The organism is Streptomyces mayonensis (assembly GCF_018982965.1).
GTDB classification, from domain to species: domain Bacteria; phylum Actinomycetota; class Actinomycetes; order Streptomycetales; family Streptomycetaceae; genus Streptomyces; species Streptomyces mayonensis.
The window spans coordinates 43,788-68,191 of the sequence record NZ_JACBYP010000004.1 but is presented as its reverse complement, the minus strand read 5'-3'; the positions used below and the strand labels follow the sequence as shown (position 1 = coordinate 68,191).

Here is a 24,404-nt window from a genome sequence, read left to right as displayed (position 1 = left end):
GCGCGCCCGTGGGGACGCGGTGGGCCGTCCCGTGGACGGTGAGCGCCGGTTCCCCGGCCGGCTCGCCCGTTCAGCCCTCCGCGGCGGGCTCCGCGAGCCGCCCCGCCGTTCCCGGCCCGCGCTCCGGGTCGTCGTCCAGTTCGGCGAGGCGGGCCACCGTCTCCTCGTCCAGCTTCGACAGCTGCCGCAACTCTCCCGGCGTGACCCCGTCGGGGATCGGCACGGGGGCCGGGGTGCGCAGCGGCGGCTGCCAGCCCCCGGCGGGCGTCCAGCGGCGTACGACGCGGGCGGGGGCGCCCGCCACCACCGAGTGGTCGGGGACCGCGCCCCGGACGACGGCGCCGGCGGCCACGACCACGTTCCGCCCGATCCGCGCGCCCGGCAGGACCACCGCGCCGGTGCCGACCCAGCAGCCGGGGCCGATCTCCACCGGGTCCATCCGCGGCCACTGCTTGCCGATGGGCTGGTGCGGGTCGTCGTAGGAGTGGTTGGTGGAGGTGATGTAGACGTAGGGGCCGAAGTAGCAGTCGCTGCCGATGGTGACGGTGGTGTCCGCGATGACGTGGCTGCCGCGGCCGAGGACGACGCCGTCCCCGATGCGCAGGATCGGGTCGGGGCCGAGGTCGAGGTCGGGCATGAGCCCCGCGGTCAGCGTGACCTGCTCTCCGACGATGCAGTGGGCGCCGACGTGGATCCACGGTTCGCCGAAGACCGTGCCGAGCGGGAAGGCGAGCCGGGTTCCCGTGCCGAGGGCGCCGAAGCGGAAGCGTCCCGGGTGTGCGGCGGTGACGGAGCCGGTGCGCTGCACCCAGGCCCAGCCCGCGTGGACGGCCCGCTGCGCGAGGCGGCTCCGCCAGGACGAGAACGTGTTCTTGCGCTTGGGCACCCGCTCACGGTAGTCCGCGGCCGCCGCGGCCATGGCCGCACTGTGCTGTGATCTTCACCCCACCGGGTGGCGTACGGTGCCGTACAACACCGAGCAGGAGGCGATGATGACGCAGAGGGCGCTGATCAGGGGCATCGGCGGCAAGGAGCCGAAGGTCGACGCGGAGGCCTTCGTGGCGCCGACCTCCTCGGTCGTCGGGGACGTGACACTGCACGCGGGGGCGAGCGTCTGGTACGGCGCGGTGCTGCGCGGCGACGTCGAGCGGATCTCCGTCGGCGCGAGCAGCAACGTCCAGGACAACTGCACGCTCCACGCCGACCCCGGCTTCCCCGTGACCGTCGGCGAGCGGGTCTCGATCGGGCACAACGCCGTGGTGCACGGGGCGACCGTGGAGGACGACTGCCTGATCGGCATGGGCGCCACCGTCCTCAACGGCGCGGTGATCGGCGCGGGTTCGCTGGTCGCGGCCCAGGCGCTGGTTCCGCAGGGGATGCGGGTGCCGCCCGGGTCGCTGGTCGCGGGGGTCCCGGCGAAGGTGAAGCGGGAGCTGACGCAGGAGGAGCGCGAGGGCATCACGCTCAACGGCACGATGTACGCGACGCTGGCCGGGGAGCACGCACAGCTCCGCGAGTGAACCGCGGGAACCGCGCACCGCGGGCCGGCCCCGCAACGGTGGTGGCTGGTCGCGCCCACGCGGCGCAGCCGCAGGTCAGCACAGCCCCGTGCCCCTTGCGGGCGCCCTCACTCCCCGGCGGTGACGGGCTCGGACTGAGCCTGCGCCTGCGCCTTGCCCGCCTTGCGCTTGACGATCAGCATGGAGGCCACGCCGATCACGACCGCCAGGACCAGGCCCAGCCACGAGAAGCGCTTGAGCCAGGACTCGGCGACGACGCCGACGTAGTAGATGACGGCGGTGGTGCCGCCGGCCCACACGATGCCGCCGAGGACGTTGGCGATCAGGAACTTCCAGTACGGCATCCGCAGCACACCGGCGAGCGGGCCGGCGAAGATCCGCAGCAGGGCGACGAAGCGGCCGAAGAACACGGCCCACATGCCCCACTTCTGGAAGGACCGCTCGGCGGTGGCGATGTGCCCCTCGCTGAAGTGCTTGGGGAACTTCTTCCCCAGCCAGGCCAGCAGGGGCCGGCCTCCCTTGCGGCCGATGGCGTACCCGATGGAGTCGCCGATCACCGCGCCCGCGCTGGCGCAGGCGCCGAGGACCAGCGGGTCGATGCCGCCGTGCTGCGACGACAGCAGGGCCGCCGACACCAGCACGATCTCGCCGGGCAAGGGGATACCCAGGCTCTCCAGACCGATGACCAGTGCGACGACGGCGTAGACGGCTGCCGCGGGCACCGTGTCGAGCCACTCCTGGACGTGCAACGCCCACCCTCCGCTTCACGTACGTGTTCCCGGTGCGCCGCGATCAAGGCGCACCGGGAAGGGTACCGGGTCGGCGGGGCTCAGCCGTTGGGGCGCAGGGTCCATATGACGGTCATCTCACCGGTGACCGCGCCGTCCTCGCGCCGGATGGCGACGCTCACGGGGAACTCGGGGCGGCTGCCGGCATCCAGTTCGGCGACGACCTCGGCGGCGGGGCGGCCGAGGGTCGCGGTCGCGGTGACCGGGCCGAGGGCGATCTTCTTGAAGGCGATCTCGGCGGTGACCGGCAGCGGCACCGCGCGTGAGAGCTGGTCCCCGAAGGCGGCCAGCACGATCGCGCCGCTGGCCGACTCGCCCAGCGTGAACATGGCTCCGGCGTGCGGCCCGCCTACGTGGTTGCGGTACTCGCTCTGGTCCGGGAGGGCGAGGACGGCCTTCTCCGGTGTGGTCTCCAGGTACTCGAGGTTCAGGGTCCGCACCATCGGCACCGTGGCGGCGAGCAACTCGCCGATCGACATCTGGTCTGCGCTCATGCCCGAAGGTTACCCGCGAGTAGCTGCCGGGGGCCAGGCCACGGGAAGACCGCCGCGCGAAGCGTTCCCGGCACCGGCTCCGTTCCCGGGTTCGGTACGTCCCTGACGATGCCCGGTGACCGAATCGTGTCCTGGGCGACGTTAGGGTGACTGCTCATGTGGCCAGGACAGCAGCCGCCCGGGGGCGAGCAGAACCCGCAGGACAATCCGTACCAGCAGCCGGGGTACCAGCAGCAGCCGAATCCGTACCAGCAGCCCGGCTACCAGCAGCAGCCCGGCGCGTACGGCCAGCAGCAGTGGAGCACGCCGCAGCCGGCCACCGTGCCGCAGCCGGTGACGGGTGGCGGCGGCGGTGGCGGCGGCAACCGGACGAAGGTGATCGCGATCGTCGCGTCGCTCGCCGTGGTCGTGGCCGCCGGTGTCACCGGCTTCCTGGTGCTCGGGGGCGACAAGGACGACCAGGCGGACGACGGCAAGGACAAGAAGCCGTCCGCCAGTGCGTCCGCCGAGCAGTCCGACGCCCCGTCCGCGGACCCGAGCGCGTCCGGCGACGACAACCCGCGGGGCGGCGAGGAGGAGAAGGCCACCGTCGACGGCTGGAAGGTCGTTGCCAACCCGCGCTTCGGCACCATCTTCGACGTGCCCGCGGACTGGGAGCTCGACAGCCCCGGCACCAGCGTCGGCTTCGAGTGGGAAGAAGAGGACGGCAAGACCGACCGCACCTCGGTCACCGCTCCGGCCTACCTGAAGTCCGAGTGGTGCACGACCGACGAGAACAAGGACGGCCGCAAGGAGACCACCGCGCTCGCCACCGCGGGCACCCGCGGCGAGAGCGGCGCCAAGGACACCGACCAGGCGGCCGAGACGCGGGTGCCGTGGTGGATCTTCGGCGGTTACACCGAGCCCGACAAGAAGGCCGTGAAGTACGGCAAGCCGAAGGCGTACACGACCGCGTCGGGCATCAAGGGCAGCGTCATCGAGGCGCACTCGGAGGGCGCGAAGAAGAAGGGGAAGTGCGACACCGAGGGCAAGGCGATGACCTTCGCGTTCAAGAACGGCGCGGGTGACTTCGTGACGTGGAACCTGTACGGCGCCAAGGGCGTCGACGAGGAGGTTCCGCAGGAGACGATGCAGAAGATCCTCAGCACCGTACGCCTCACCGAGGAACCGCCGACCGGGTCGTAGCCGGCCCCGCGCGCACCGCTCAGCCGATGCCGAACGCCCCGGCGGGAGGCTCCGGCGACGGTGCCGCGTCCTCGTCGCGCACCGGACGCGCCTCGCCGGTGAAGTCCCGCAGGGCCCGCCCGTGTTCGACCCGGGCCGGGAAGGCGTCGGCGGCGGTGCGCCGGGCCAGGGCCGCCGTGTCCAGGGGGCGGTGCGCGGCCACGAGGACGGCGTTGCCGAAGCGGCGGCCGCGCAGCACTCCCGGTTCGGCGATCAGCGCGAGTTCCTCGAAGACCGTGGCGAACCCGGCCAGTTGGGCGCGCAGGAAGGCGAACGGCGCCCCGTCGGCGAGGTTGGCCGCGTACACGCCGTCGGCGCGCAGCACCCGTGCCGCCTCGCGGGCGTAGCCGACGCAGGCCAGGTGCGCGGGCACCCGCGAGCCCCCGAAGACGTCGGCGACGACCACGTCGGCCGAGTCCGCGGGGACGTCCTCCAGCCAGGCACGGGCGTCGGCGGCGTGTGCGGTGACGTCCGCGCCCCCGGGCAGCGGCAGGTACTCGGCGACCAGCGCGAGGAGCCCCCCGTCGGCCTCCACGACGTCCTGCCGTGAGCCGGGCCGGGTGGCGGCCACGTACCGGGGCAGGGTGAACGCGCCGCCGCCGAGGTGCACCACGTCGAGGGCACGCCCCGGCTCGGCGACCGTGTCCAGGACGTGGCCGAGCCGGCGCGTGTACTCGAACTCCAGGTGCGCCGGCTCGTCCAGGTCGACGTAGGACTGCGGGGCACCGTCGACCGTGAGCAGCCAGGCCCGCGGCCGGTCGACATCGGGCATCAGCCTGGCGGTGCCGTGGTCGGTGACGCGGCTGACGGGTACGGCTTCGTTCACCCGCCCATTGTGCCAAGCACCCCGTGCGGCGCCCTTCGCGCACCGGCCCATCCCACACCGGCCCTTCGCGGGAACGGCCCTTCCCGCACCGGCCCTTCGCGGAACGGCCCTTCGCGCCAGGCACCTCGCGCCCAGCCGCTCGCGCCGGCCCTCCGCGCCGGGCGCCCCCCGTGCCCAGCCCCTCGTGCCGGCCCTTCGCACCGAACGCCCGGCGTGAACCACCCCACGGTCAGCCCTTGCGCCGTGAGCCCCGTGCCCGGAACCGGCCTCAGCCGACGGCGGTCACGGTTCCCGCCGCCACGGTGCGGCCGCCCTCGCGGACGGCGAACCCGAGCCCGGTCTCCAGCGGCACGTCCCGGCCCAGTTCCACGGTCATCGTGACGGTGTCCCCGGGCCTGGCGACGGCCGTCTCCCCGAGGTCCACATCGCCGACGACGTCCGCGGTCCTGATGTAGAACTGCGGCCGGTAACCCGTGGTGAGCGGCGTCGAGCGGCCGCCCTCGCCCGCCGACAGCACATACACCCGCGCCGTGAAGCGACGCCCCGGCACGACACTGCCGGGTGCGGCGACCACGTGCCCGCGCCGCACCGTGTCGCGGGCGACCCCGCGCAGCAGCAGGGCCACGTTGTCCCCGGCCTGCGCCTCCTCCATCGGCTTGCCGAAGGTCTCCAGACCGGTGACGACCGTCTCGGCCGACGCACCGAGCACCTCGACGCGGTCGCCGACGCGGACGGTGCCGCGCTCGACGGCGCCGGTGACGACGGTGCCGCGGCCGGTGATGGTCAGCACGTTCTCGACCGGCAGCAGGAACGGCGCGTCCAGGTACCGCTCGGGCACGGGCACGTACGTGTCCACGGCGTCGAGCAGCGCCTCCACGGAGGCCGTCCACTTCGGGTCGCCGGCCAGGGCCTTCAGCCCGGAGACCCGTACGACGGGCACGGCGTCACCGCCGTAGCCGTGCGCGGTGAGCAGCTCGCGGACCTCCAGCTCCACGAGGTCGGTCAGCTCCGGGTCACCCGCGTCGGCCTTGTTGAGCGCGACCACGATGTGGTCGACGCCCACCTGCCGGGCGAGCAGCACGTGTTCGGCGGTCTGCGGCATGATCCCGTCGAGCGCGGAGACGACCAGGATCGCGCCGTCGAGCTGGGCGGCGCCGGTGACCATGTTCTTGACGTAGTCGGCGTGGCCCGGCATGTCCACGTGGGCGTAGTGGCGGGTGTCGGTCTCGTACTCGACGTGCGCGATGTTGATGGTGATGCCGCGCGCCGCCTCCTCCGGGGCGCGGTCGATGCGGTCGAACGGCACGAACGTGCCGGCCCCGCGCTGGGCGAGGACCTTGGTGACGGCGGCGGTCAGGGTGGTCTTGCCGTGGTCGACATGGCCCATCGTGCCGATGTTCAGATGCGGTTTGGTGCGGACGTACGCCGTCTTGGACATGGCGGTACCTCGAAGCCTCGTGGCGGTGGTGGGGACCCCTGGGGCCGGCCGACCCTCCCCCTGCGGGGTCCGCCGGACGATCCGGGGAGGGTCAGCTTCGGGCGCCGTCGACTGCGGCGGTGACGTGGGTGACGGCAGCCTTCGGGGCATCCGCGACCGCGGATGCTGCGAGGTGGAAGGCGTACCGGAACATGGCGTCGATCCTTGCCGACGCTTCGTCGCACGTCGAATGGTTTTTGAGGGAGAGGCAGTTGGAAAGCGACGGCGTTCCGGTACTGCGGTCGGTCCGATGTTCCGCTACTACGGTCCGATGTTCCGCAGCGCCTCCCGCACGGACAGCGGCGCGAGGCGCGTCCGGTGCCCGGCCACGAAGGCCCGTACGGCGTCCGGGTCGGTCTTGGCGTACTCGCGCAGGCACCAGCCGACGGCCTTGCGGACGAAGAAGTCGCCGTGGCCCGGCCGGCGCGCGCAGTAGCCGAAGAGGCGGCCGGTGTCGGTGCGTTCCCTGTAGCGCAGTTGGTGGAGCAGCGCCGCGCGGACCAGCCAGCGGCCCTCGTCCTCGATCCAGGCGTCCATGTCGGCCGTGAGGCCGCGGTCCGCCGCGACCAGGCCCCCGACGACGTGTGCGGCGAGCAGATCGACGGTGTCCCACCAGGACACCGCGGTGAGCAGGTGCCGGACCACGGGGAGGAGGCCGGAGGAGCAGTGCGTCACATTGCGCCGCAGGAAGTCCACGGCGAAGTAGTGGTACTCGCGCTCGGGCAGGCGCCAGCAGCGGAGCGCCACCGCCGTGCAGTCCGCCTCGTCGGGACGGGGCAGGCCCTCCAGGACCGTGCGGTACAGCGCGCGGCGGACGGGCGAGGTCAGGCCCAGGAAGGGGGCCACGTCCCTCATGTACGCCCGGTTCTGCGCGGCCCGCTCGGGGTCGGCCGCCGCGGCGTAGGCGGCGGGAAGGCGGTGCAGCACCGTGTCGGCCAGGGTGCTGGGCGGCACGTCGTCCGGAATTCCCTCGCCTGTGACGCTCATGCGACGCACCATACGGCGATCACACATATTTGTCGGTTAGTGTCACCGGATGCTCGATGCCACCACCCGCTCTGGGGGCACCGCCACGGTCACTCCCCGGACCGCAGCCGCAGAACTCGCCGTCGCCGCCGCGGCCGGACCGGTCGCACCGGCCGGCTTCGCCGCCCGCGCGACGAGAGTGCTGCTCTCGCCGTGGTCCCGGCTCTCCCTGCTCGTCGCGCTGCTGGCCTCGGCGGCGACGGCCGTTCTCCTGTTCCAGCCGCAGGACCTGCTGACCAACGGCTGGCCGCCGCAGCTCGGCGGGGCCGCGGCGGCGATCGCCTACGCGGTGGCCTACGGGGTGTGCACGGTCGCGTTCGTGCCGCGCCCGCTGCTGAACCTGGCCGCCGGCGCGCTCTTCGGCTCGCAGCTGGGACTGGCCGCCGCCTTGGCCGGGACGGTGCTCGGGGCGGGGATCTCCTTCTGTCTCGGCCGGGCACTGGGCCAGGAGGCGCTGCGCCCGCTGCTGCGCGGACGGTGGCTGAAGGCCGCGGACGGGCAGCTGAGCCGGCACGGTTTCCGGTCGATGCTGGCGGTACGGCTGTTCCCCGGGGTGCCGTTCGCCGCGGCCAACTACTGCGCGGCCGTCTCCCGCATGGGGCTGCTGCCCTTCCTGGTGGCGACGGGGCTCGGCTCGATCCCCAACACGGCCGCCTACGTCGTCGCGGGCGCCCGCGCCTCGACCCCGACGTCTCCCGCCTTCCTGATCGCGCTGGCCTGCATCGCCCTGCCGGGGCTCGCGGGTGCGGTGGTGGCCTGGCGCAAGCGGCACCGGCTGCGCGGAAACTGACGGGGTCCGGGGCGGCGCGGGCACCGGCCCGACGGCGCCGGGGCCGCTCACCCCTGTGGCCTGGACTTCATTCGGGGGCGCTACGCTGCCCCTCGGCATGCCTGATCCCGATCACCGCACACGGCGGTTCGGCGTGTCCGTCGACCGTTTCTCGATCGCCCTTTGGACTCCGTAACCTCATGTCTTGGTTTGAATCCCTCGTCCTCGGACTCGTCCAGGGGCTGACCGAGTTCCTTCCCGTGTCGTCCAGCGCGCACCTGCGCCTGACCGCTGCCTTCTCCGGCTGGCACGACCCCGGCGCGGCCTTCACGGCGATCACCCAGATCGGCACCGAGGCCGCGGTGCTCATCTACTTCCGCAAGGACATCGGCCGGATCCTCGCGGCGTGGACGCGGTCGCTGACCGACAAGTCGATGCGGCACGATCCGGACGCCCGCATGGGCTGGCTGGTGATCGTCGGCTCGATCCCGATCGGCGTGCTCGGGCTGACGCTGAAGGACCAGATCGAGGGCCCCTTCCGCGACCTGCGGATCACCGCGACGATGCTGATCGTCGTCGGCGTGATCATCGGCGTCGCCGACCGGATGGCCGCCCGGGACGAGAAGGGCGGCCGGCACCGTGCGCCCCAGCAGCGCAAGGAACTGGAGAACCTGGGGGTTCGGGACGGCCTGATCTACGGCCTGTGCCAGGCGGCGGCCCTCATCCCCGGCGTCTCCCGCTCCGGGGCGACGATCAGTGGCGGCCTCTTCATGGGCTACCGGCGCGAGGCCGCCGCACGGTACTCGTTCCTGCTCGCCATCCCCGCGGTGCTCGCCTCGGGTGCGTTCGAGCTGAAGGACGCGATGGAGAGCGACCACGTCTCCTGGGGGCCGACGCTCTTCGCCACGGTCATCGCGTTCGGTACCGGATACGCGGTCATCGCGTGGTTCATGAAGTTCATCTCCACCAGGAGCTTCATGCCATTCGTCTGGTATCGCATCGCGCTCGGCATCGTCATCATCGCCCTGGTCACAGCGGGTGCGCTCAGCCCGCACGCCGCGGAGTCGTCCGGCTGACCGTGGCCGGTCGGGTAGCCGTCCGGTAGCGCAGTGTCAGTTCGAGCCCCTAGGCTTGTCCGTATGTCCCCCGATTACGCGACCCGTGGTTCCGTGCGGTCCGCCGCGGAACTGAACGATCAGATCCGTGCGCTGTGGCGGCGCGCGGGCGGGACCCTGTCCGCGCAGGAGCGTCAGGAGTACGAGTTGCTGGTGGTCGAGTGGGCGACCGCGATCCGCGGCGAGGTCATCGAGGCGGCCTGAGCGCTCCCGTGCCCGGGACGGCCACGTCTCGCCCGCGCCGGCTTCGGCCCGCCTCGCAGTCGTCAGCGCCGGCCCCGACGACTTCAGCCCCATCCCGCAGGCGTCCACGCCCCCCGCCGGCCTCGGCCCGACCACCTCAGCCGTCCACGCCCGCCCCGCAGGCGTCAGCGCCCGCCCGCCACCCGGAGCACCGTTCCCGTCGTGTACGACGCGTCGGGCGACATCAGCCAGGAGACCGCGGCGGCGATCTCCTCGGCCCGTCCCGCCCGTCCCATCGGGACCGCCGCCCCCATCCGCCGCGCCCGGTCGGCGTCGCCCGCCGCGGCGTGCATCTCGGTGTCGATCACCCCGGGAGCGACGGCGTTGACCCGGATCCCGTCCGGGCCGAGCTCCTTGGCCAGCCCCAGTGTCAGCGCGTCGACACCGGCCTTGGTCGCCGCGTAGTGGACGTACTCCCCGGGACTGCCGAGGGTGGCGGCGCCCGACGACACGTTGACGATGACCCCGCTCCCCCGTGCGGTCATCAGCCGCGCGGCGCGCCGGGCGCACAGCAGCACGCCCAGCAGGTTGACGTCGAGGACCCGGCGCAGGTCCGCGGTGTCGCTGTCGGCGAGGCGGCCGAGCGGGCCGGTCACGGCCGCGTTGTTCACCAGTCCCGTCACGGGTCCGAGCCGCTCCCCGGCCACGTCGAAGAGCCGGTCGACGTCGGCCTCCACCGACGTGTCCGCCCGTACCGCGACACCGCGTCCACCCGCCTCGCGCACCCCGGCGACGACCGACTCGGCGGCCGCGGAGTCGCGCGCGTAGCCCACGACGACGTCGTGACCGTCCGCCGCGAGACGCAGGCAGGTCGCCGCACCGATCCCCCGGCTGCCACCGGTCACCACCGTGACGGGTCGCGTCATGAGTGCCTCCACGAGAATCTTCGGAGCGCCCGCGTGCGCACTGTCTTCGTGACGTGTCCCGACTTCGGACGTGTCCTGTCCTTCGGACGTCGCACTGACTTCGGAGCCCCGGTCCATTTGATCGATCATCGATCACCCTAGAGGAGTCGTCGCGTGCCGCACAGCCCCGCGCCGCACCGGCTTCGGTGTGATCAACTGAATTCGCCCTCGTCGCGAGCGCACACTGAAGGCATCAGGGGGTAGGGAGGCGCCCATGAAGACGCTCGACCACTGGCTCGCCTCCCCGTGGCGGCGTTCGGCCGCGGCCGTGCTCGCCGGCGCGCTGCCGGTGCTCGCGTTCCCCGGCCCGGCCCTGTGGTGGTGGGCCTACGCGGCGCTGGTGCCCTGGATCCTGCTGCTCCGTACCGCGCCGGACGGCAGGCGGGCGGCGTACGACGGCTGGTGCGGCGGGTTCGGGTTCGTACTGGCCATGCACCACTGGCTGCTGCCCAACCTGCACGTGTTCACGTTCGTCATCGCCGCGCTGCTCGGCGTGCTCTGGGTCCCCTGGGGTCTGCTGGTGCACCGGCTGCTGGGCGGGGCGCCGTCCGCCGGCCGGGTCGCCGCGGCCCTCGTGGTGCTGCCGTCGGGCTGGCTGCTGGCGGAACTGGTCCGGTCCTGGCAGGGACTCGGCGGTCCGTGGGGGATGCTCGGTGCCAGCCAGTGGCAGGTGGCGCCCGCGCTGCGGCTGGCCTCGGTGGGCGGAATCTGGCTGCTCAGCTTCCTGGTGGTGGCGGTCAACGTCGCCGTCGCCGTCCTCGTCGCGGTGCGCCGGGCGAGGGTGCCGGCCCTGGCCGGGCTCGTCGCCACGGCCGCGGCGACCTCCGCCGCCTGGGTCTGGTCACCGCGCCCCGACGCCGACGAACGGGCCGCGATCGCCGTGGTGCAGCCCGGGGTCGTCTCCGGGGCGGACAGCGCCGACCGCCGCTTCGACCGCGAGGAACGGCTGACCCGCCGGCTCGCCGACCGGGACCTCGACCTGATCGTCTGGGGCGAGAGCAGCGTCGGCTTCGACCTGGACGAGCGGCCCGACCTGGCCCGGCGGCTGGCGGCGCTGTCCCGGGACATCGGCGCGGACATCCTGGTCAACGTGGACGCACGGCGCTCCGACAAACCCGGCATCTACAAGAGTTCGGTGCTGGTCGGACCCGACGGCCCGACCGGCGACCGGTACGACAAGATGCGGCTGGTCCCCTTCGGGGAGTACGTGCCGGCCCGCTCCCTGCTCGGCTGGGCCACCTCCGTCGGCAAGGCGGCGGGCGAGGACCGCAGGCGGGGCACCGGGCAGGTGGTGATGGACGTCGGGGACGGGCTGCGGATCGGGCCGATGGTGTGCTTCGAGAGCGCCTTTCCCGACATGAGCCGCCGGCTCGCCGCCGACGGCGCCGAGGTCCTGCTCGCCCAGTCGTCGACCTCGACCTTCCAGCACACCTGGGCGCCCGAGCAGCACGCCTCGCTCGCCGCCCTGCGTGCCGCCGAGACCGGCCGGCCGATGGTGCACGCCACGCTGACCGGCGTCTCCGCCGTCTACGACGCGAACGGCACCCGGATCGGCTCCTGGCTCGGCACCGGCGCGAGCACCTCGCGGGTGTACGAGGTCCCCCTCACGCACGGCAGCACCCCGTACGTCCGCCACGGCGACTGGGCCGTGCACGCGTCCCTGCTGGTCCTGGCGGGCTGGGCCGCCGCGGAGGGCGTCCGCACGGTCCGGCTCAGGCGGAACCCGCCTGCACCTCCCGTACCACCCGCTCGCACAGCTCATGGGTCCGCAGCGCGTCCCCGGCACTGAGCACCCTGCCCGCGCGCACCGCGTCGAGGAAGGTGAGCACCGCCTGTTCGATGCCGCGCTGGCGGGCCACCGGGACCCAGTCGCCGCGCCGCCGCAGGGTGGGCTGGCCCTTGTGGTCGATCACCTCGGCGAGGTTGACCACCTGGCGCTTGGTGTCCTGGCCGGACACCTCCAGGATCTCCTCGGCCGAACCGCTGAGCCGGTTCATGACGCCGAGCGCCGTGAAGCCGTCCCCGGCGAGCTGGAGGACGACGTGGTGGAGCAGCCCCTTCTCGGCCCGGGCGCGCACGGTCACGTCGTCGACCGGGCCGGGCACCAGGAAGCGCAGCGTGTCGACGACGTGGATGAAGTCGTCGAGGATCATGGTGCGCGGTTCCTCGGGCAGCCCGACGCGGTTCTTCTGCATGAGGATCAGCTCGCGCGGATGTTCGACGCACTGTGCGTAACCCGGGGCGTGGCGCCGGTTGAAGCCGACGGCGAGGCTGGTGCGCCGCTCGTCGGCGAGGGCGACCAGGCGCTCGGAGTCGGCGAGTTCGTAGGCGAGCGGCTTGTCGACGTACGTGGGAACGCCCGCTTCGAGCAGCCTGGTCACGATCTCGGGGTGGACGGACGTCGGTGCGTGCACGAAGGCGGCGTCGAGGTCCTGGGCGAGGAGCGCGTCGAGGTCCGCGTGGCGCTGCGCGGACGGGACGCGCAGCTTGTCGGCGACGCGCGTGAGGGTGGCGGGGGTACGGGTCTGCAGGTGCAGTTCGAGCCCGGGGAGGGCGGCGAGCACCGGCAGGTAGGCCTTCTGCGCGATGTCGCCGAGTCCGATGCAGCCGACCTTCACGGGGTGTGCTCCTCAGCTGCTCGCCGACCTGGTCCGCCGGGAAGCATACGGGAGCCGCGCCGGACGCCCCGCCGGCAGGGGCCGGGGTGCGGTGCCGTACTGAAAACCGCTGGTGGGGAGTGCCGTAGCGGGTCAAGATGACGGTATGACGACCGAGCGCCGCGAACCCGCACCCGACCTCGACGAACGCGCCATGCTGGAGGGCTGGCTCGAGTACCACCGCAGGACCCTCGCGTGGAAGTGCGAGGGCCTGACCGACGAGCAGTTGAGGACGGCTGCCGTCGCGCCGTCGAACCTGTCGCTGCTGGGCCTGGTGCGGCACATGGCGGACGTGGAGCGCAGCTGGTACCGCAGGGTGCTCGCGGCCGAGGACGCGGCCCCCCTCCACTACAGCGACGAGGATCCGGACGGAGAGTTCCGGCTCACCGCGTCCGACACCTGGCAGGAGGCCCACGCGACCTGGCAGGCCGAGATCGCGGCGGCCAGGCGCAACGCGGCGGGGGTCCCCCTGGACGAACCGACCCGGGGCAGGCACCTGCGCACCGGTGAGCGCTACACGCTGCGCTGGATCCACACGCACATGATCGAGGAGTACGCGCGGCACAACGGGCACGCCGACCTGATCCGCGAGCGTCTGGACGGAGCCACCGGCGAGTGACGTCACCTCCGGCCGCCCACGGGCCTCCGTACGGGGTCTGAGATCACCCGTGCGGGGCAACCTGTGCTCGTCCGGTGCCGTGGACCGGACCGGAACCAGCAGAGTGGCGCGGGTGCATCGAACGACGACCACCGCAACACTTCTGGTGACCGTGGCTGTCACGGCCCTGGCCGGCTGTACGACGGTCCGCGGCCCGGCCACGGCCGATCAGCCGGGCGCGGGCGTCCGCTCGTCGGCGCCGCGCCCGGAGGGCCCGGCCGCGCCACGGGTCGTACAGGCCCCGGCCCGTGAGGCGCTGGAGATGATCGGTCCCTCTCCGTCCTCGGAGGGCGGCACCGGCGAACCGCGCCGAACGAAACGCCCGGCGCCCGCGGCCCCGCACGACGCGCCGGCCGCGCCCTCGCACCCCGGGCAGCAGCCCCCGTCCGCGCGGCCGGCGGCACCGGAGCACACCGGCCGCCCGGCGCCGTCCCGTCCGCAGGCCCCCGCGCTCCCCGGCTCGTCCGGGAAGGACGCGGGAAAGAACGCGGACGTGTGCTCCCTCGGCAAGCGGTACGGGGGCTGGCGCCCGGGCAGCCCCGAGGCCCGCATCTGCGAGCAGGCGTACGGGCCCTGACGACCGGCGCACCGCCCCGCCGCGCGTCCCCGGCGCACAGCCCGGCGGGGACGGGCCGGGCTACGGCCGCTGTCGCGGTGGCCGGCCGGGGCCGTCCGGGCGGTCGGGCCCGTCCGGGCCGTGCCGGGCGTCGTCCAGGCGGCGCCCCAGCCGGTCGATCGCGGCCCGGACGCCCTCGCCGTAACGGTCCGCGGCGAGGTGTTCGGCCGCTGTCCGGGCACGCCCCAGGTGGACGCGGGCGGCCTCGCGCCGGCCGAGGCGGTGGTAGTCCGCGGCCAGGTCGAGGTGGAGCGAAGGGGTCAGGGCGCGTGCGGCGAGTCTGCCCTCGTGCCGTGCTGCTGCGGCGGCGTCGGGCCCCTCCCCGGTCAGCTCCTCGGCGGCCGACAACGCCCGCAGGTCCCAGGCCAGTTCTTCCGCGGGGTCGTCCTGGGTGTCGGCCAGGTAGTGGGCCAGTGTGCAGCGGTGCAGGGCGTCGCCGTGCTCGCCGATCTCCGCCCACAGGCGGAGGAAGCGGTCGCGGGCCTCCTCGCGGTCCCCGGCGTGGTACAGCATGGCGACCTGACCGATCCGCGTCAGCACGGCGTCCGGCGCCGTCTGCTCCTGTCCCTGCGCCACGGCGCCCTCCGTGCCCTCGTCGGCTGTCCCGACGACGACGCTAACCGCAGGCACTCGCGTTCCCGGTCAGGCGGAGCGGTCGACGCGCGGACGGGACGCCCGCCGGCCGGACGACGCGCGGACCGGCGTCCGCGCGGACCCGCATGGGCCGGACGCCCGCACGGACCGGGCCACGCGCCGGGGTCAGCCCCGGTTCGGGACGGTCCAGTCGACCGGGGCATGGCCCTGCTCCGCGATCGCCTCGTTGATCTGCGTGAACGGGCGGGAGCCGAAGAACTTCTTCGCCGACAGCGGTGAGGGGTGGGCGCCCTTGACCACCTTGTGCCTGCTCTCGTCGATCAGGGGCAGCTTCTTCTGCGCGTAGTTCCCCCAGAGCACGAACACCGCCGGGTCGTCGCGGCGGACCACCGCGCGGATCACGGCGTCGGTGAACAGCTCCCAGCCGCGGGACTTGTGCGAGTTCGCCTCGCCCGCGCGGACGGTGAGCACCGCGTTGAGCAGAAGGACGCCCTGCTCGGCCCAGGGCATCAGGTAGCCGTTGTCCGGGACGGGGGTGCCCAGCTCCGCGTGCATCTCCTTGTAGATGTTGCGCAGGGACGGCGGGATCCTCACTCCCGGCCGGACCGAGAAGCACAGCCCGTGGCCCTGGCCCTCGCCGTGGTACGGGTCCTGTCCGAGGACCAGCACCTTCACCCGGTCGTACGGCGTGGCCTCCAGCGCGGCGAAGACCTCCTCGCGGGGCGGGTAGACGGGGCCGTTCGCCCGCTCCTCCTCGACGAACTCCATCAGCTCCTTGAAGTAGGGCTCCTGCAGTTCGCCGCCCAGCACCTCGCGCCAGGACTCGGGCAGCATGGCGATGTCGGTCACGTCAACTTCCTTACGCTGTGCGGTCGCTTCCACTCCCGGAGAACCTACCGGCGCCCACTGACAATCGCCGCCCACCAGCTGGTCTTCCGGCTGAGCTGCCGCGTCATCATGATCGTCGACGGGTCCACGGCCCCTTCCGCGTCCGATGTCTCCGCGCCGGCGGCCACGTACTGCTCGCCCTGCCGCACGGTCGCCCGAAGCCCCTTCCGAGCAGGGCGTTTGATCATTCTGGGCTGACTGGTCGTCAACGTGCGCGGGGCTCCGGAGCACGGACACGGGCGCCGTCCGAGGCTCACGGCGCCCGTGTCGGAGGGCCTTCCCGGTGGGTCGCCCGGGGGCGGATTCAGCCCACGCCGGCGTTGAGGAAGACGCCTCCGTCGACGACCAGCGTCTGGCCGGTCACCCAGCCGGACTGCTCCGAGGTGAGGAAGGACGCGGCGCCCCCGATGTCGGAGGGCACGCCGAGCCGGCCGAGCGGGTAGCCCGAGGCGGCCTCCTCCTCGCGGCCCTCGTACAGCGCGGCGGCGAACTTGGTCTTCACGACCGCCGGGGCGATCGCGTTGACCCGCACCGCGGGCGCGAACTCGTGCGCCAGTTGCACGGTGAGGTTGATCAGCGCGGCCTTGCTGACGCCGTACGCGGCGATGAAGGGCGAGGGCGAGAGGCCGGCGACCGAGGCGATGTTGACGATCGCGCCGCCGTTGTCCTTCTGCCAGGCGTGCCAGGTGCGCTGGGCGAAGCCGAGCGCCGAGAGCACGTTGGTCTCGAAGACCTTGCGCGCGACGTTCAGGTCCATGTCGGCGATCGGCCCGAACACCGGGTTGGTCCCGGCGTTGTTGACCAGGAAGTCGACGCGGCCGAAGGCCTCCATCACGCGCTCGACGGCGACGGCCTGGTGGGCCTCGTCGTGGGCCTTGCCGGCGACGCCGATGACCCGGTCGGCGCCGAGCCGGTCGACGGCCTCCTTCAGGGCGTCCTCGTTGCGGCCGGTGATGCAGACCCGGTCGCCGCGTGCGACCAGTGCCTCGGCGACGCCGTAGCCGATGCCGCGGCTGGCGCCGGTGACGAGCGCGACCTTGCCGGAGAGTTCCACAGCAGTCATTGTCCCGGTCTTCCTAGTCGAGCGGTCCGCCGGCGACGTACAGCACCTGGCCGGAGACGAAGCCGGCGGCCTCGCCGGTGAAGAAGGCGATGGCGTTGGCGACGTCGGCGGCCTCGCCGACCCGGGCGACCGGGATCTGGGTGGCGGCGGCGGCCTTGAAGTCCTCGAAGCCCATGCCGACGCGCTCGGCGGTGGCGGCGGTCATGTCGGTGGCGATGAAGCCGGGGGCGACGGCGTTGGCGGTCACGCCGAACTTGCCCAGCTCCTTGGCGAGGGTCTTGGTGAAGCCCTGGAGACCGGCCTTGGCGGCGGAGTAGTTGACCTGGCCGCGGTTGCCGAGCGCGGAGGACGAGGAAAGGTTGACGATGCGGCCGAAGCCGGCGTCCACCATGTGCTTCTGACAGGCCTTCGACATCAGGAAGGCACCGCGCAGGTGCACGTTCATGACGGTGTCCCAGTCGGAGACGCTCATCTTGAACAGCAGGTTGTCGCGCAGCACGCCCGCGTTGTTCACGAGGACCGTCGGCGCTCCCAGTTCCTCGGTGATCCGGGCGACGGCCGCCTCGACCTGCGCCTCGTCGGAGACGTCGCAGCCGACCGCGATCGCCCGGCCGCCGGCCGCGGTGATCTTCTCCACGGTGTCCTTGCAGGCGGCCTCGTCGAGATCGATGACGGCGACGGCGCGTCCCTCGGCGGCCAGGCGTACGGCGGTGGCGGCGCCGATGCCGCGCGCGGCTCCGGTGACGACGGCGACCCGCTGCTCAGTGGTGGACATCGATGCTTCTCCTCGTCCTGGGGATGCGGCCCGTGCTGGTGTGCGGCCCGTGCGGAGCGTGCACCCTCGGGTGAGCGACCGCTTAGTACCTTCCGCAGACGTGACGCTAGAAGCCCTGGCACCCGGTGTCAACGGGACACCGGGCGGGTGTGATCCATTACCTGGCCGCCGGGCGCGGCTCCCCGGGCCGCTCGCCCGATCGGCCCAGCGCTGCGGGCCGCCGGGCCGCCGGGACCCTAGCGTCGAGACGCGACCCATTCGTGACCGGAAAGGAGGCGTCCATGCGCCGTCACACCGGTGCAGCAGGCATAGCCGTCGCGATCGCCGCGCTCGTGCCGCTGACCGACACCGCACACGCCGAGGGCCTGGAGGCCCGGAGCCCCGTCCACCAGGAGGCGGCCCGGCCCGGCCTCGACGCCGATCCGGGCGGCTCGGAGCCACTGTCTCCGGACGCCCTCCCGCAGGATTCCGCCGACGAGGGTCTGCCCGACGCGGGCGGAGCGGACCAGGGCCGGTACGAAGAGGATCCGCTCGGCCAGGAGGGGGCGGGCCAGGACGGATTCGGCCAAGGGGGGATCGAGCAGGGCGGGCCGGGCCAGGACGGATTCGGCCAAGACGAGTTCGGCCAAGACGAGTTCGGCCAGGACGGGTTCGGCCCGGGCCAGGCCGGCGAGGGCGTCCTCGGTGACGGTCGTCCCGACGGGGGCGGCATCGACGGGAGCGGCATCGGCCTGGTCCGCCCGGACCAGGGAAGGCCCGGGCAGGTCGGGCTCGGGCAGGGCCGGGAGGCGCACGAAGGCGCCGTCGCCGGGGCATCGCTGCACTGGGCCTCGGACCCGACGATCTCCGCGACCTCCAAGCCGCGCCCGACCCCGACCGCACCTGCCCCGGCGGCCACCACGCCCGCCCCGGCCACCTCGGCGCCGACCGCCTCCCCCACCGCCGTACCGACTCTCGGCACCCAGGGCGGACTCGGCGGCGCCTCGTCCTCCGGTCCGAGCGGCCAGGACATCGCGATCGGGCTCGGCTGCGTGGCGAGCGCCGCGCTGGCCGCGGGGTACGCGCTGCTGCGGCGGCGCCGGAACGCCTGACACCGCGACCGGGAGACCGCCGGCACACCCGGCTGGGGACCCGATCGACGCGAACACGGCGCAAACGACGCTGCGAACGGCGGTGGGAGCGCCGGCGGCGAACCTTCCCGCGTCCTACCGCACCAGCAGGCCGAGGAGGCGTTCCGTCTCGGCCGCCGGATCGGCGGTGAGGCCGGTGTGGACGGGGCCCGGCTGGACGATCGTGGAACGGGGCGCGACCAGCCAGCGGAACCGGCGGCCGGGATCGTCCCCGGCCGCCTGGCCGGCCGCGTCGCCGCCGGCGCACACACCATCCACGGCCCGCAGCGCCGCCCGCACCCCGGGCAGGTCCGCGTGCGGGTCGAGCGCCAGCAGCCTGGTCTCGTCGAGGTGGGTGAGCGCCCCGACGTAGGACTTGGCGCGGCAGTACACGAGCACCCCCGCGTTGACGCACTCCCCGCGCTCGACACGCGGCACGACGCGCACCAGCGCATACTCGAAGACGTGGCGCTCGCCCACCCGTCCCCCCTCCGTGCCCGGCTCGCTCACCGTGTCCCCTCCGTGCCTGCTGCGACGCGTTCGTGGATCGTGGCGGCCCGGGCGAGCAGGGGCCGGGCGTAGGCCCGCCGGAGGTCGTCGGGCGTCGCGAACCCGGGCTCGTCCCGCAGCCAGACCTCGGGGATCTCGGCGGTGACCTCGGCGAGGAGTTCCTCGGTGACCAGGGGCGCGAGCGCCGCGGCGGCCGCGCGGACGTCCGGCGCGAAGCGGGCGAGGGCGTGGTCGGCGGCGTCGTAGGGGCGGGCGGCGGAGGTTTCGGCGCCGGGCCAGTTGTGGTGCCAGATCATGGTGGCGCCGTGGTCGATGAGCCAGGTCTCGCCGCGCCACCTCAGCAGGTTGGGGTTGCGCCAGGACCGGTCGACGTTGTTCACGAGCGCGTCGAACCACACGATCCGTCCGGCCTCCTCGGGACGCACGTCGAAGGCCAGCGGGTCGAAGCCGAGGGCCCCGGAGAGGAACTCCATGCCCAGGTTGGTGCCGCCGCTGGACTTGAGCAGGTCCTGCACCTCGGGGTCGGGTTCGCCGAGGCCCAGCACCGGATCGAGGCCCACCGTCACCAGGCGCGGCACCCTGAAGCCGAGCCGCCGGGCGAGTTCACCGCAGACCACTTCGGCGACGAGCGTCTTGCGCCCCTGGCCCGCGCCGGTGAACTTCAGGACGTAGCTTCCGAGGTCGTCGGCCTCGACGAGCCCCGGGAGCGAGCCGCCTTCGCGCAACGGCGTGATGTAGCGGGTCGCGAGGACCTCTTTCAGCACTTCCCGGGTCACCCGTTTCTTCAGCCGTGCCGCACGGTTCGCTTTTCCTCAGCCGTGCGGCGGGATCGGTCGCGCAGGTGCGCGACGTACCGGAACCGCCCGCCACGGCCCAGGGAAGAACGCGTGGAATTCGCACCAGCATACGGCTTCCCCGTGTCCCGGCCGACAGACCGACGACGGCCGTTCGCCCCTTGCCTCCGGCCGCGGGCATGAAGTGAGCATTGTAACCGAGGGTGATGCATGGCAGCCGTGCCCGGCTCGGTGGCGAATTGCCGTCAGATGTCGCCCTGCGCGCACCCGGCGGACCGCGAATACCCGCCTGAGGCCGTTGACATGGTCATCACTTCAACCGAATGATTGGCTCCGCTTGCCCCACCGACAGGCAGGCGTCACGGAGTTCGCACGGTCACACCCCTGGCAACCTTTCCAGCACGGGAGAAGGGCCACACTTGACGGCGACACACACCCCTCACGCCCCCTCGTCCGACTTACGGGACCACTCCTCCCCTCCCCCGCGTCCCCCGCTGTCCTTCGGACAGCAGCGGCTGTGGACCCTGGCGCAGACGGCCGGCGCCGGCGCGGCCTACAACGAGCCGATGGCGTTCCGCATCCGGGGGCCGCTGGACCGCGTGCTTCTCGGCCGGGCCCTGGACATCGTTGTCGCGCGCCACGAGACGCTGCGCACCCGGTTCGTCGACGTGGACGGCGAGGTCCGTCAGGACGTCGGCCCCCCGGAGGCCGGTTTCGCCCTGCGGGTCGAGGACCTGGCCGGCGTGCCCGACGCGGAGGCGCAGCTCGCCGTCCACCAGCGCGAGGAGTGCGAGACCCCCTTCGACCTGTGCCGCGGCCCGCTGTCCAGGGGGCGGCTGATCGCCCTCTCCCCCTCCGACCACGCTCTCCTGCTGACCCTGCACCACTCCGTCTCCGACGGCAGGTCGGGGCAGATCATGATGCAGGAGGTGAGCACGCTCTACGGGGCCCTGCTGCGCGGCGAGGAGCAGCCGCTGCCGCCCCTGCCGGAGCAGTTCGCCGCCCACTGCCGCCGCCAGCGCGAGTGGGTGACCGGCCCCGAGGCCGCCGCACAGGCCGCCTTCTGGGAGGAGTACCTGGCCGGTGCCCCGCCCCTGCTCGCGCTCCCCGCGGACCGGCCTCGTCCGCCGCGCCAGAGCCACGAGGGCGACCGCCTCCACGTGCGGCTCGACACCGACCTCACGGCCGCCCTGCGGGTCACGGCCCGCGCGGAGAGGTGCACGCTCTTCGCGGCCGTCCTCGCCGGCTGGCACATCCTGCTGTCCCGGCTCACCGGGGAGACGGACAGTGTCGTGGGCATACCGGTGGAGGGGCGGCGCGGGTCCGCGGCCGCCGGGCAGATCGGCTTCTTCGTCAACTCCCTGGCCCACCGGGTCGACCTGTCCTCGGACCCGACGGGCGCCGAGGCCCTGCGGCACGTCCGCACCTCCCTGCGGAGCGTGCTGCGGCACCAGGACCTGCCCTTCGCGCACGTGGTCGAGGCGGTGAACCCGCGGCGCAGCCTCGCCCACGGCCCGCTCTTCCAGACGATGCTGACCTGGGGCACCTCGCGCAAGGACTTCCTCGACCTGGCCGGCACCCAGGTCGAGCCGCTGTCGATCGACTTCGCGCCCGCGAAGTTCGACTACACCCTGTACCTCCACGAGGAGGACGGCGGCCTCGTCGGGTACCTGGACTACTCGCGGGCCCTGTTCGACCGGGACACGGTCGAGCGGCACGTGCGCTACCTGACGCGGGTGCTGCGGCAGTTGGCGGAGGATCCCGGGCGCAGGGTCGCGGACCTCGTCCTGCTCGACGAGCGGGAACAGGGTGAGCTGCTCGCGAAGGGTCGCGGACCGGTCACCGCCGCGCCGGCCGCCGGCCTGGTCGAACTCTTCGAAGAGCAGGTCCGCAGGCGGCCGGACGCTCCCGCCGTGGTCGCCGGGGAGACCCGGCTCGACTACGCCGCGCTCGACCGGCGCGCCAACCGGCTCGCGCACTCGCTGCTCGCCCGGGGCGTGCGCCCGCAGGAGGTCGTGGGGCTGCACTGCGGCCGCACGGCGGAACTGCTGGTGGGCATCTGGGGCATCCTGAAGGCGGGGGCGGCCTACCTGCCGCTGGACCCGGGCCAGCCGGCCGGCCGGCTGCGGACGATCGTCGAGGAGGCGACGCCGGCCCTGGTCCTCAGCGACCTCGGGGACCCGCCCGGGCCCTGGCTGCCGCTTCGGCAGGTGGAGGCCGAGGGCGAGCGCGACGACTCCCCGGGCGTGGCGACCGGGCCCTCCCACCTCGCCTACGTCATCTACACCTCCGGCTCGACGGGGCGGCCCAAGGGCGTGGCCGTCGGCCACGGCAACGTTGTCAACCTGATCGGCAACTGGCTGGACCAGTACGGCGCGACACCCGGCGAGGCCTCCTCCGCGTGGGCGAGCATCGGTTTCGACGCGTCCGTGCACGAGCTCTTCCTCCCGCTCACCACCGGTGCCGTGCTGCACCTGGTGCCCGAGGAACTGCGCGGCGACCCCGAGGCGCTGCTCGGCTGGATGCGCACGTACGAGATCGTGCACGCCTGGCTGCCGGCGTCGTACATCACGTGGATCGACGAGGACCCCGGGACCAGGCTGCGCGGTCTGGCGCTGCGTCAGCTGGCGACCGGGGCGGAGCCGCTGCCGGAGACGGCGCTGCACCGGATGCGGGAGATCCTGCCCGGCCTGCGGATCTGCTACGTCTACGGGCCGACGGAGACCACCGTCTACAGCATCACCCACAACGAGCCGCAGGCCCTCGGCCGCCGCTGCCCGATCGGCCGCCCGGTCCGCAACACCCTCGTCCACCTGCTGGACCAGGAGGGCCGCCCGGTGCCGCCCGGCGTCGCCGGCGAGGTGTACATCGGCGGAGCCGGCGTGGCCCGGGGGTACCTCAACCGGCCCGACCTGACCGGCGAGCGCTTCCTGCCGGACCCCTTCGTCCCCGGCGGGCGGGTCTACCGCACCGGGGACCTGGCCCGGCTGCTCCCCGACGGGAACTACGAGTTCGTCGGCCGCGTCGACGACCAGGTCAAGCTTCGCGGCTTCCGCATCGAGCCCGGGGAGGTCGCGGCGGCCCTGCGGGAGGTCCCCGGTGTCACCGAGGCCGCGGTGCTCGCCGACCGCGACGAGGCGGGCGAGACCCGCCTGGTGGCGGGCGTGGCCCGCGCGGACGGTCCGCCCCTGCTGCCGCACGAGTGGCGCGCCGCCCTGTCGGAGCGGCTGCCGGACTACATGATTCCCGCGCTGTTCGCCGAGTTCGAGCGGCTTCCCCTCAACCGCAGCGGCAAGCTGGACCGCCGGGCCCTGCTGGCGCAGGCCCGCTCGGCACTGCCCGCCGCCCAGGTCAACACCCGGGCGCCCCGCGACCGCGTCGAGATGGCGCTGTACCGGATCTGGCGGCAGGTGCTGGTGCATCCCGGCATCGGCATCACCGACGACTTCTTCGCGGTCGGCGGCACGTCCCTGTCCGCCATCAAGGTCGCACACCTGATACGTGAGGAGTTCGGCCACGACCTGCCCATCCGGGAGGTGCTGGAACATCCCACGATCGAACGCCTGGCGGCACGCGTCCGGGAAGGGGTGCCGGCGAAGGGCGACGACTCGCTGATCGAGTTCCGCCCGGGCCGCGGCAAGGGGCGGGTGGTGTGCGTCCACCCCGCGGGCGGCACGGCCTTCTGCTACCTGCCGCTGGCCACGGCCCTGCCCGACGGGATCGGTGTCCAGGGCGTCCAGGCCGTGGGGCTCAACCCCGGGGAGGAACCGCTGGCGTCCGTGGAGGCCATGGCGGAGCACTACCTGACGCTCCTCGACCCCGAACCGGGTGAGGCACTGGTGCTGTGCGGACTCTCCTACGGCGGCCTGGTCGCCCACGAGATGGGACGCCGGCTGGCCGAGGCGGGGCACGACCGGTTCGCCGTGCTGCTCCTCGACACCCACGGCACGGACGACCCGGCCGAGCGGGCCGCGTTCGCGCCGGTGGGCGCGGACGACTTCCGCGCCAGACTCGTCCGCTTCAACGGCATGTACCCCGGGATCGACGACAGCCAGATCGACCGGTACTTCCGGATCTACAACCACAACCGGGCCGCGGCCCGCGACCACACTCCCCGGCCGACGACCGCTCCGTTGCTGCTCGTTCAGGCCGACGCGGAGGCCCGGAGTCCCGCCGAGGCCGCCGCCACGGAGGAGAGGCAGCGCTGCTTCTGGCGGGAGCGGGCCCTGTCCGGCCTCGTGGTCGAGCGGGTGGCGGGCGGCCACTGGGACGTGCTGGAGGGCGAGCGGGTGCCCCGTATCGCCGGACTGATCACCGGCGAACTCGCCCGGCTCGACGGCCGGTCCGCATGAA

The 24,404-nt window shown here is 73.4% G+C and carries 24 protein-coding genes; 10 read left to right on the top strand and 14 right to left on the bottom strand.

The window, feature by feature from the left end:
* Nucleotides 1–70: 70 nt before the first annotated feature.
* Nucleotides 71–886 (bottom strand): acyltransferase, encoded by an 816-nt coding sequence (locus HZS56_RS02440; RefSeq protein WP_216719035.1) that lies wholly within the window; start codon nt 884–886, stop codon nt 71–73.
* 106 nt (nt 887–992) lie between these two features.
* On the opposite strand from HZS56_RS02440, the gene HZS56_RS02435 reads away from it, so the two are divergent.
* Entirely contained in the window at nt 993–1,520 is a 528-nt protein-coding gene (locus HZS56_RS02435; protein WP_216719034.1) for a gamma carbonic anhydrase family protein, read from the top strand.
* 107 nt (nt 1,521–1,627) lie between these two features.
* Here HZS56_RS02435 and HZS56_RS02430 read toward each other — a convergent pair whose 3' ends face one another.
* Nucleotides 1,628–2,269 carry a DedA family protein gene (locus HZS56_RS02430; protein WP_216718966.1) on the bottom strand — a complete coding sequence of 214 codons (642 nt, stop codon included), beginning with the start codon at nt 2,267–2,269 and terminating at the stop codon, nt 1,628–1,630.
* A gap of 80 nt (nt 2,270–2,349) precedes the next feature.
* Complete coding sequence (locus HZS56_RS02425; RefSeq protein ID WP_003977512.1) at nt 2,350–2,787, bottom strand: DUF4442 domain-containing protein; 438 nt, start codon at nt 2,785–2,787, stop codon at nt 2,350–2,352.
* Nucleotides 2,788–2,958: 171 nt separating this feature from the next.
* On the opposite strand from HZS56_RS02425, the gene HZS56_RS02420 reads away from it, so the two are divergent.
* Nucleotides 2,959–3,987, top strand: a complete 1,029-nt coding sequence (locus HZS56_RS02420) for a DUF8017 domain-containing protein (RefSeq protein ID WP_216718965.1) — start codon at nt 2,959–2,961, stop codon at nt 3,985–3,987.
* A gap of 19 nt (nt 3,988–4,006) precedes the next feature.
* On the opposite strand, the gene HZS56_RS02415 is transcribed toward HZS56_RS02420, so the two are convergent.
* The 3 genes from HZS56_RS02415 to HZS56_RS02405 form a co-directional block, all read right to left on the bottom strand.
* A complete protein-coding gene (locus HZS56_RS02415; protein WP_216718964.1) occupies nt 4,007–4,852 on the bottom strand; it encodes a spermidine synthase in 846 nt (281 codons plus the stop codon).
* A 268-nt stretch (nt 4,853–5,120) separates the two neighbouring features.
* On the bottom strand, nt 5,121–6,290 hold the full coding sequence (tuf, locus tag HZS56_RS02410) for an elongation factor Tu (protein WP_216718963.1): 1,170 nt from the start codon (nt 6,288–6,290) through the stop codon (nt 5,121–5,123).
* A 300-nt stretch (nt 6,291–6,590) separates the two neighbouring features.
* Complete coding sequence (locus HZS56_RS02405; protein ID WP_216718962.1) at nt 6,591–7,316, bottom strand: DNA alkylation repair protein; 726 nt, start codon at nt 7,314–7,316, stop codon at nt 6,591–6,593.
* Between the two features lie 49 nt (nt 7,317–7,365).
* On the opposite strand from HZS56_RS02405, the gene HZS56_RS02400 reads away from it, so the two are divergent.
* The 3 genes from HZS56_RS02400 (at nt 7,366) to HZS56_RS02390 (ending at nt 9,443) form a co-directional block, all read left to right on the top strand.
* Complete coding sequence (locus HZS56_RS02400) at nt 7,366–8,145, top strand: TVP38/TMEM64 family protein (RefSeq protein ID WP_216718961.1); 780 nt, start codon at nt 7,366–7,368, stop codon at nt 8,143–8,145.
* A gap of 179 nt (nt 8,146–8,324) precedes the next feature.
* Nucleotides 8,325–9,200 carry an undecaprenyl-diphosphate phosphatase gene (locus HZS56_RS02395; protein WP_216718960.1) on the top strand — a complete coding sequence of 292 codons (876 nt, stop codon included), beginning with the start codon at nt 8,325–8,327 and terminating at the stop codon, nt 9,198–9,200.
* A 63-nt stretch (nt 9,201–9,263) separates the two neighbouring features.
* Nucleotides 9,264–9,443, top strand: coding sequence for a hypothetical protein (locus HZS56_RS02390; protein WP_216718959.1), 180 nt, complete (start codon nt 9,264–9,266; stop codon nt 9,441–9,443).
* 164 nt (nt 9,444–9,607) lie between these two features.
* Here HZS56_RS02390 and HZS56_RS02385 read toward each other — a convergent pair whose 3' ends face one another.
* Nucleotides 9,608–10,348, bottom strand: a complete 741-nt coding sequence (locus tag HZS56_RS02385; RefSeq protein ID WP_216718958.1) for an SDR family NAD(P)-dependent oxidoreductase — start codon at nt 10,346–10,348, stop codon at nt 9,608–9,610.
* A gap of 253 nt (nt 10,349–10,601) precedes the next feature.
* Between HZS56_RS02385 and lnt the strand changes: the two genes are divergently transcribed.
* Nucleotides 10,602–12,176: an apolipoprotein N-acyltransferase gene (gene lnt, locus HZS56_RS02380; protein WP_216718957.1), complete on the top strand. Its 1,575-nt coding sequence runs from the start codon at nt 10,602–10,604 to the stop codon at nt 12,174–12,176.
* Here the strand turns inward: lnt and HZS56_RS02375 are convergent.
* Nucleotides 12,100–13,005 (bottom strand): Gfo/Idh/MocA family protein, encoded by a 906-nt coding sequence (locus tag HZS56_RS02375; RefSeq protein ID WP_216718956.1) that lies wholly within the window; start codon nt 13,003–13,005, stop codon nt 12,100–12,102. The genes lnt and HZS56_RS02375 overlap by 77 nt on opposite strands.
* Nucleotides 13,006–13,150: 145 nt before the next feature.
* Here HZS56_RS02375 and HZS56_RS02370 point away from each other — a divergent pair, with 145 nt between their 5' ends.
* Both HZS56_RS02370 and HZS56_RS02365 read left to right on the top strand, forming a co-directional pair.
* Entirely contained in the window at nt 13,151–13,663 is a 513-nt protein-coding gene (locus tag HZS56_RS02370) for a DinB family protein (RefSeq protein ID WP_216718955.1), read from the top strand.
* A gap of 151 nt (nt 13,664–13,814) precedes the next feature.
* Nucleotides 13,815–14,279 carry a hypothetical protein gene (locus tag HZS56_RS02365; protein WP_308407961.1) on the top strand — a complete coding sequence of 155 codons (465 nt, stop codon included), beginning with the start codon at nt 13,815–13,817 and terminating at the stop codon, nt 14,277–14,279.
* Between the two features lie 60 nt (nt 14,280–14,339).
* Here the strand turns inward: HZS56_RS02365 and HZS56_RS02360 are convergent, their stop codons facing one another.
* The 4 genes from HZS56_RS02360 to fabG all read right to left on the bottom strand — a co-directional run bounded on the left by HZS56_RS02360 (nt 14,340) and on the right by fabG (nt 17,638).
* Entirely contained in the window at nt 14,340–14,894 is a 555-nt protein-coding gene (locus HZS56_RS02360) for a hypothetical protein (protein ID WP_216719033.1), read from the bottom strand.
* A 183-nt stretch (nt 14,895–15,077) separates the two neighbouring features.
* On the bottom strand, nt 15,078–15,761 hold the full coding sequence (gene ung, locus HZS56_RS02355; protein WP_216718953.1) for a uracil-DNA glycosylase: 684 nt from the start codon (nt 15,759–15,761) through the stop codon (nt 15,078–15,080).
* A 343-nt stretch (nt 15,762–16,104) separates the two neighbouring features.
* Nucleotides 16,105–16,863, bottom strand: coding sequence for an SDR family oxidoreductase (locus HZS56_RS02350; RefSeq protein ID WP_216718952.1), 759 nt, complete (start codon nt 16,861–16,863; stop codon nt 16,105–16,107).
* 13 nt (nt 16,864–16,876) lie between these two features.
* Nucleotides 16,877–17,638 carry a 3-oxoacyl-ACP reductase FabG gene (gene fabG / locus HZS56_RS02345; protein WP_216718951.1) on the bottom strand — a complete coding sequence of 254 codons (762 nt, stop codon included), beginning with the start codon at nt 17,636–17,638 and terminating at the stop codon, nt 16,877–16,879.
* Nucleotides 17,639–17,919: 281 nt separating this feature from the next.
* On the opposite strand from fabG, the gene HZS56_RS02340 reads away from it, so the two are divergent.
* Complete coding sequence (locus tag HZS56_RS02340) at nt 17,920–18,729, top strand: hypothetical protein (protein WP_216718950.1); 810 nt, start codon at nt 17,920–17,922, stop codon at nt 18,727–18,729.
* 114 nt (nt 18,730–18,843) lie between these two features.
* Here HZS56_RS02340 and HZS56_RS02335 read toward each other — a convergent pair whose 3' ends face one another.
* Together HZS56_RS02335 and HZS56_RS02330 are read right to left on the bottom strand one after the other, a co-directional pair.
* Entirely contained in the window at nt 18,844–19,227 is a 384-nt protein-coding gene (locus HZS56_RS02335; RefSeq protein ID WP_216719031.1) for a DUF3037 domain-containing protein, read from the bottom strand.
* Nucleotides 19,228–19,253: 26 nt separating this feature from the next.
* On the bottom strand, nt 19,254–20,021 hold the full coding sequence (locus tag HZS56_RS02330; protein ID WP_216719032.1) for a HipA family kinase: 768 nt from the start codon (nt 20,019–20,021) through the stop codon (nt 19,254–19,256).
* A 449-nt stretch (nt 20,022–20,470) separates the two neighbouring features.
* Between HZS56_RS02330 and HZS56_RS02325 the strand changes: the two genes are divergently transcribed.
* Nucleotides 20,471–24,403: a non-ribosomal peptide synthetase gene (locus HZS56_RS02325; RefSeq protein ID WP_253913605.1), complete on the top strand. Its 3,933-nt coding sequence runs from the start codon at nt 20,471–20,473 to the stop codon at nt 24,401–24,403.
* The last annotated feature ends 1 nt before the right edge of the window (nt 24,404 follow it).

Bases quoted from the DNA above. Each gene is read 5' to 3' on its own strand.
- HZS56_RS02435 (WP_216719034.1), top strand. From the start codon at position 993: ATGACGCAGAGGGCGCTGATCAGGGGCATCGGCGGCAAGGAGCCGAAG.
- HZS56_RS02425 (WP_003977512.1), bottom strand. From the start codon at position 2,787: ATGTCGATCGGCGAGTTGCTCGCCGCCACGGTGCCGATGGTGCGGACC.
- HZS56_RS02420 (WP_216718965.1), top strand. From the start codon at position 2,959: ATGTGGCCAGGACAGCAGCCGCCCGGGGGCGAGCAGAACCCGCAGGAC.
- tuf (WP_216718963.1), bottom strand. From the start codon at position 6,290: ATGTCCAAGACGGCGTACGTCCGCACCAAACCGCATCTGAACATCGGC.
- HZS56_RS02405 (WP_216718962.1), bottom strand. From the start codon at position 7,316: ATGAGCGTCACAGGCGAGGGAATTCCGGACGACGTGCCGCCCAGCACC.
- HZS56_RS02400 (WP_216718961.1), top strand. From the start codon at position 7,366: ATGCTCGATGCCACCACCCGCTCTGGGGGCACCGCCACGGTCACTCCC.
- HZS56_RS02395 (WP_216718960.1), top strand. From the start codon at position 8,325: ATGTCTTGGTTTGAATCCCTCGTCCTCGGACTCGTCCAGGGGCTGACC.
- HZS56_RS02390 (WP_216718959.1), top strand. From the start codon at position 9,264: ATGTCCCCCGATTACGCGACCCGTGGTTCCGTGCGGTCCGCCGCGGAA.
- HZS56_RS02385 (WP_216718958.1), bottom strand. From the start codon at position 10,348: ATGACGCGACCCGTCACGGTGGTGACCGGTGGCAGCCGGGGGATCGGT.
- lnt (WP_216718957.1), top strand. From the start codon at position 10,602: ATGAAGACGCTCGACCACTGGCTCGCCTCCCCGTGGCGGCGTTCGGCC.
- HZS56_RS02370 (WP_216718955.1), top strand. From the start codon at position 13,151: ATGACGACCGAGCGCCGCGAACCCGCACCCGACCTCGACGAACGCGCC.
- HZS56_RS02350 (WP_216718952.1), bottom strand. From the start codon at position 16,863: ATGACTGCTGTGGAACTCTCCGGCAAGGTCGCGCTCGTCACCGGCGCC.
- fabG (WP_216718951.1), bottom strand. From the start codon at position 17,638: ATGTCCACCACTGAGCAGCGGGTCGCCGTCGTCACCGGAGCCGCGCGC.
- HZS56_RS02340 (WP_216718950.1), top strand. From the start codon at position 17,920: ATGCGCCGTCACACCGGTGCAGCAGGCATAGCCGTCGCGATCGCCGCG.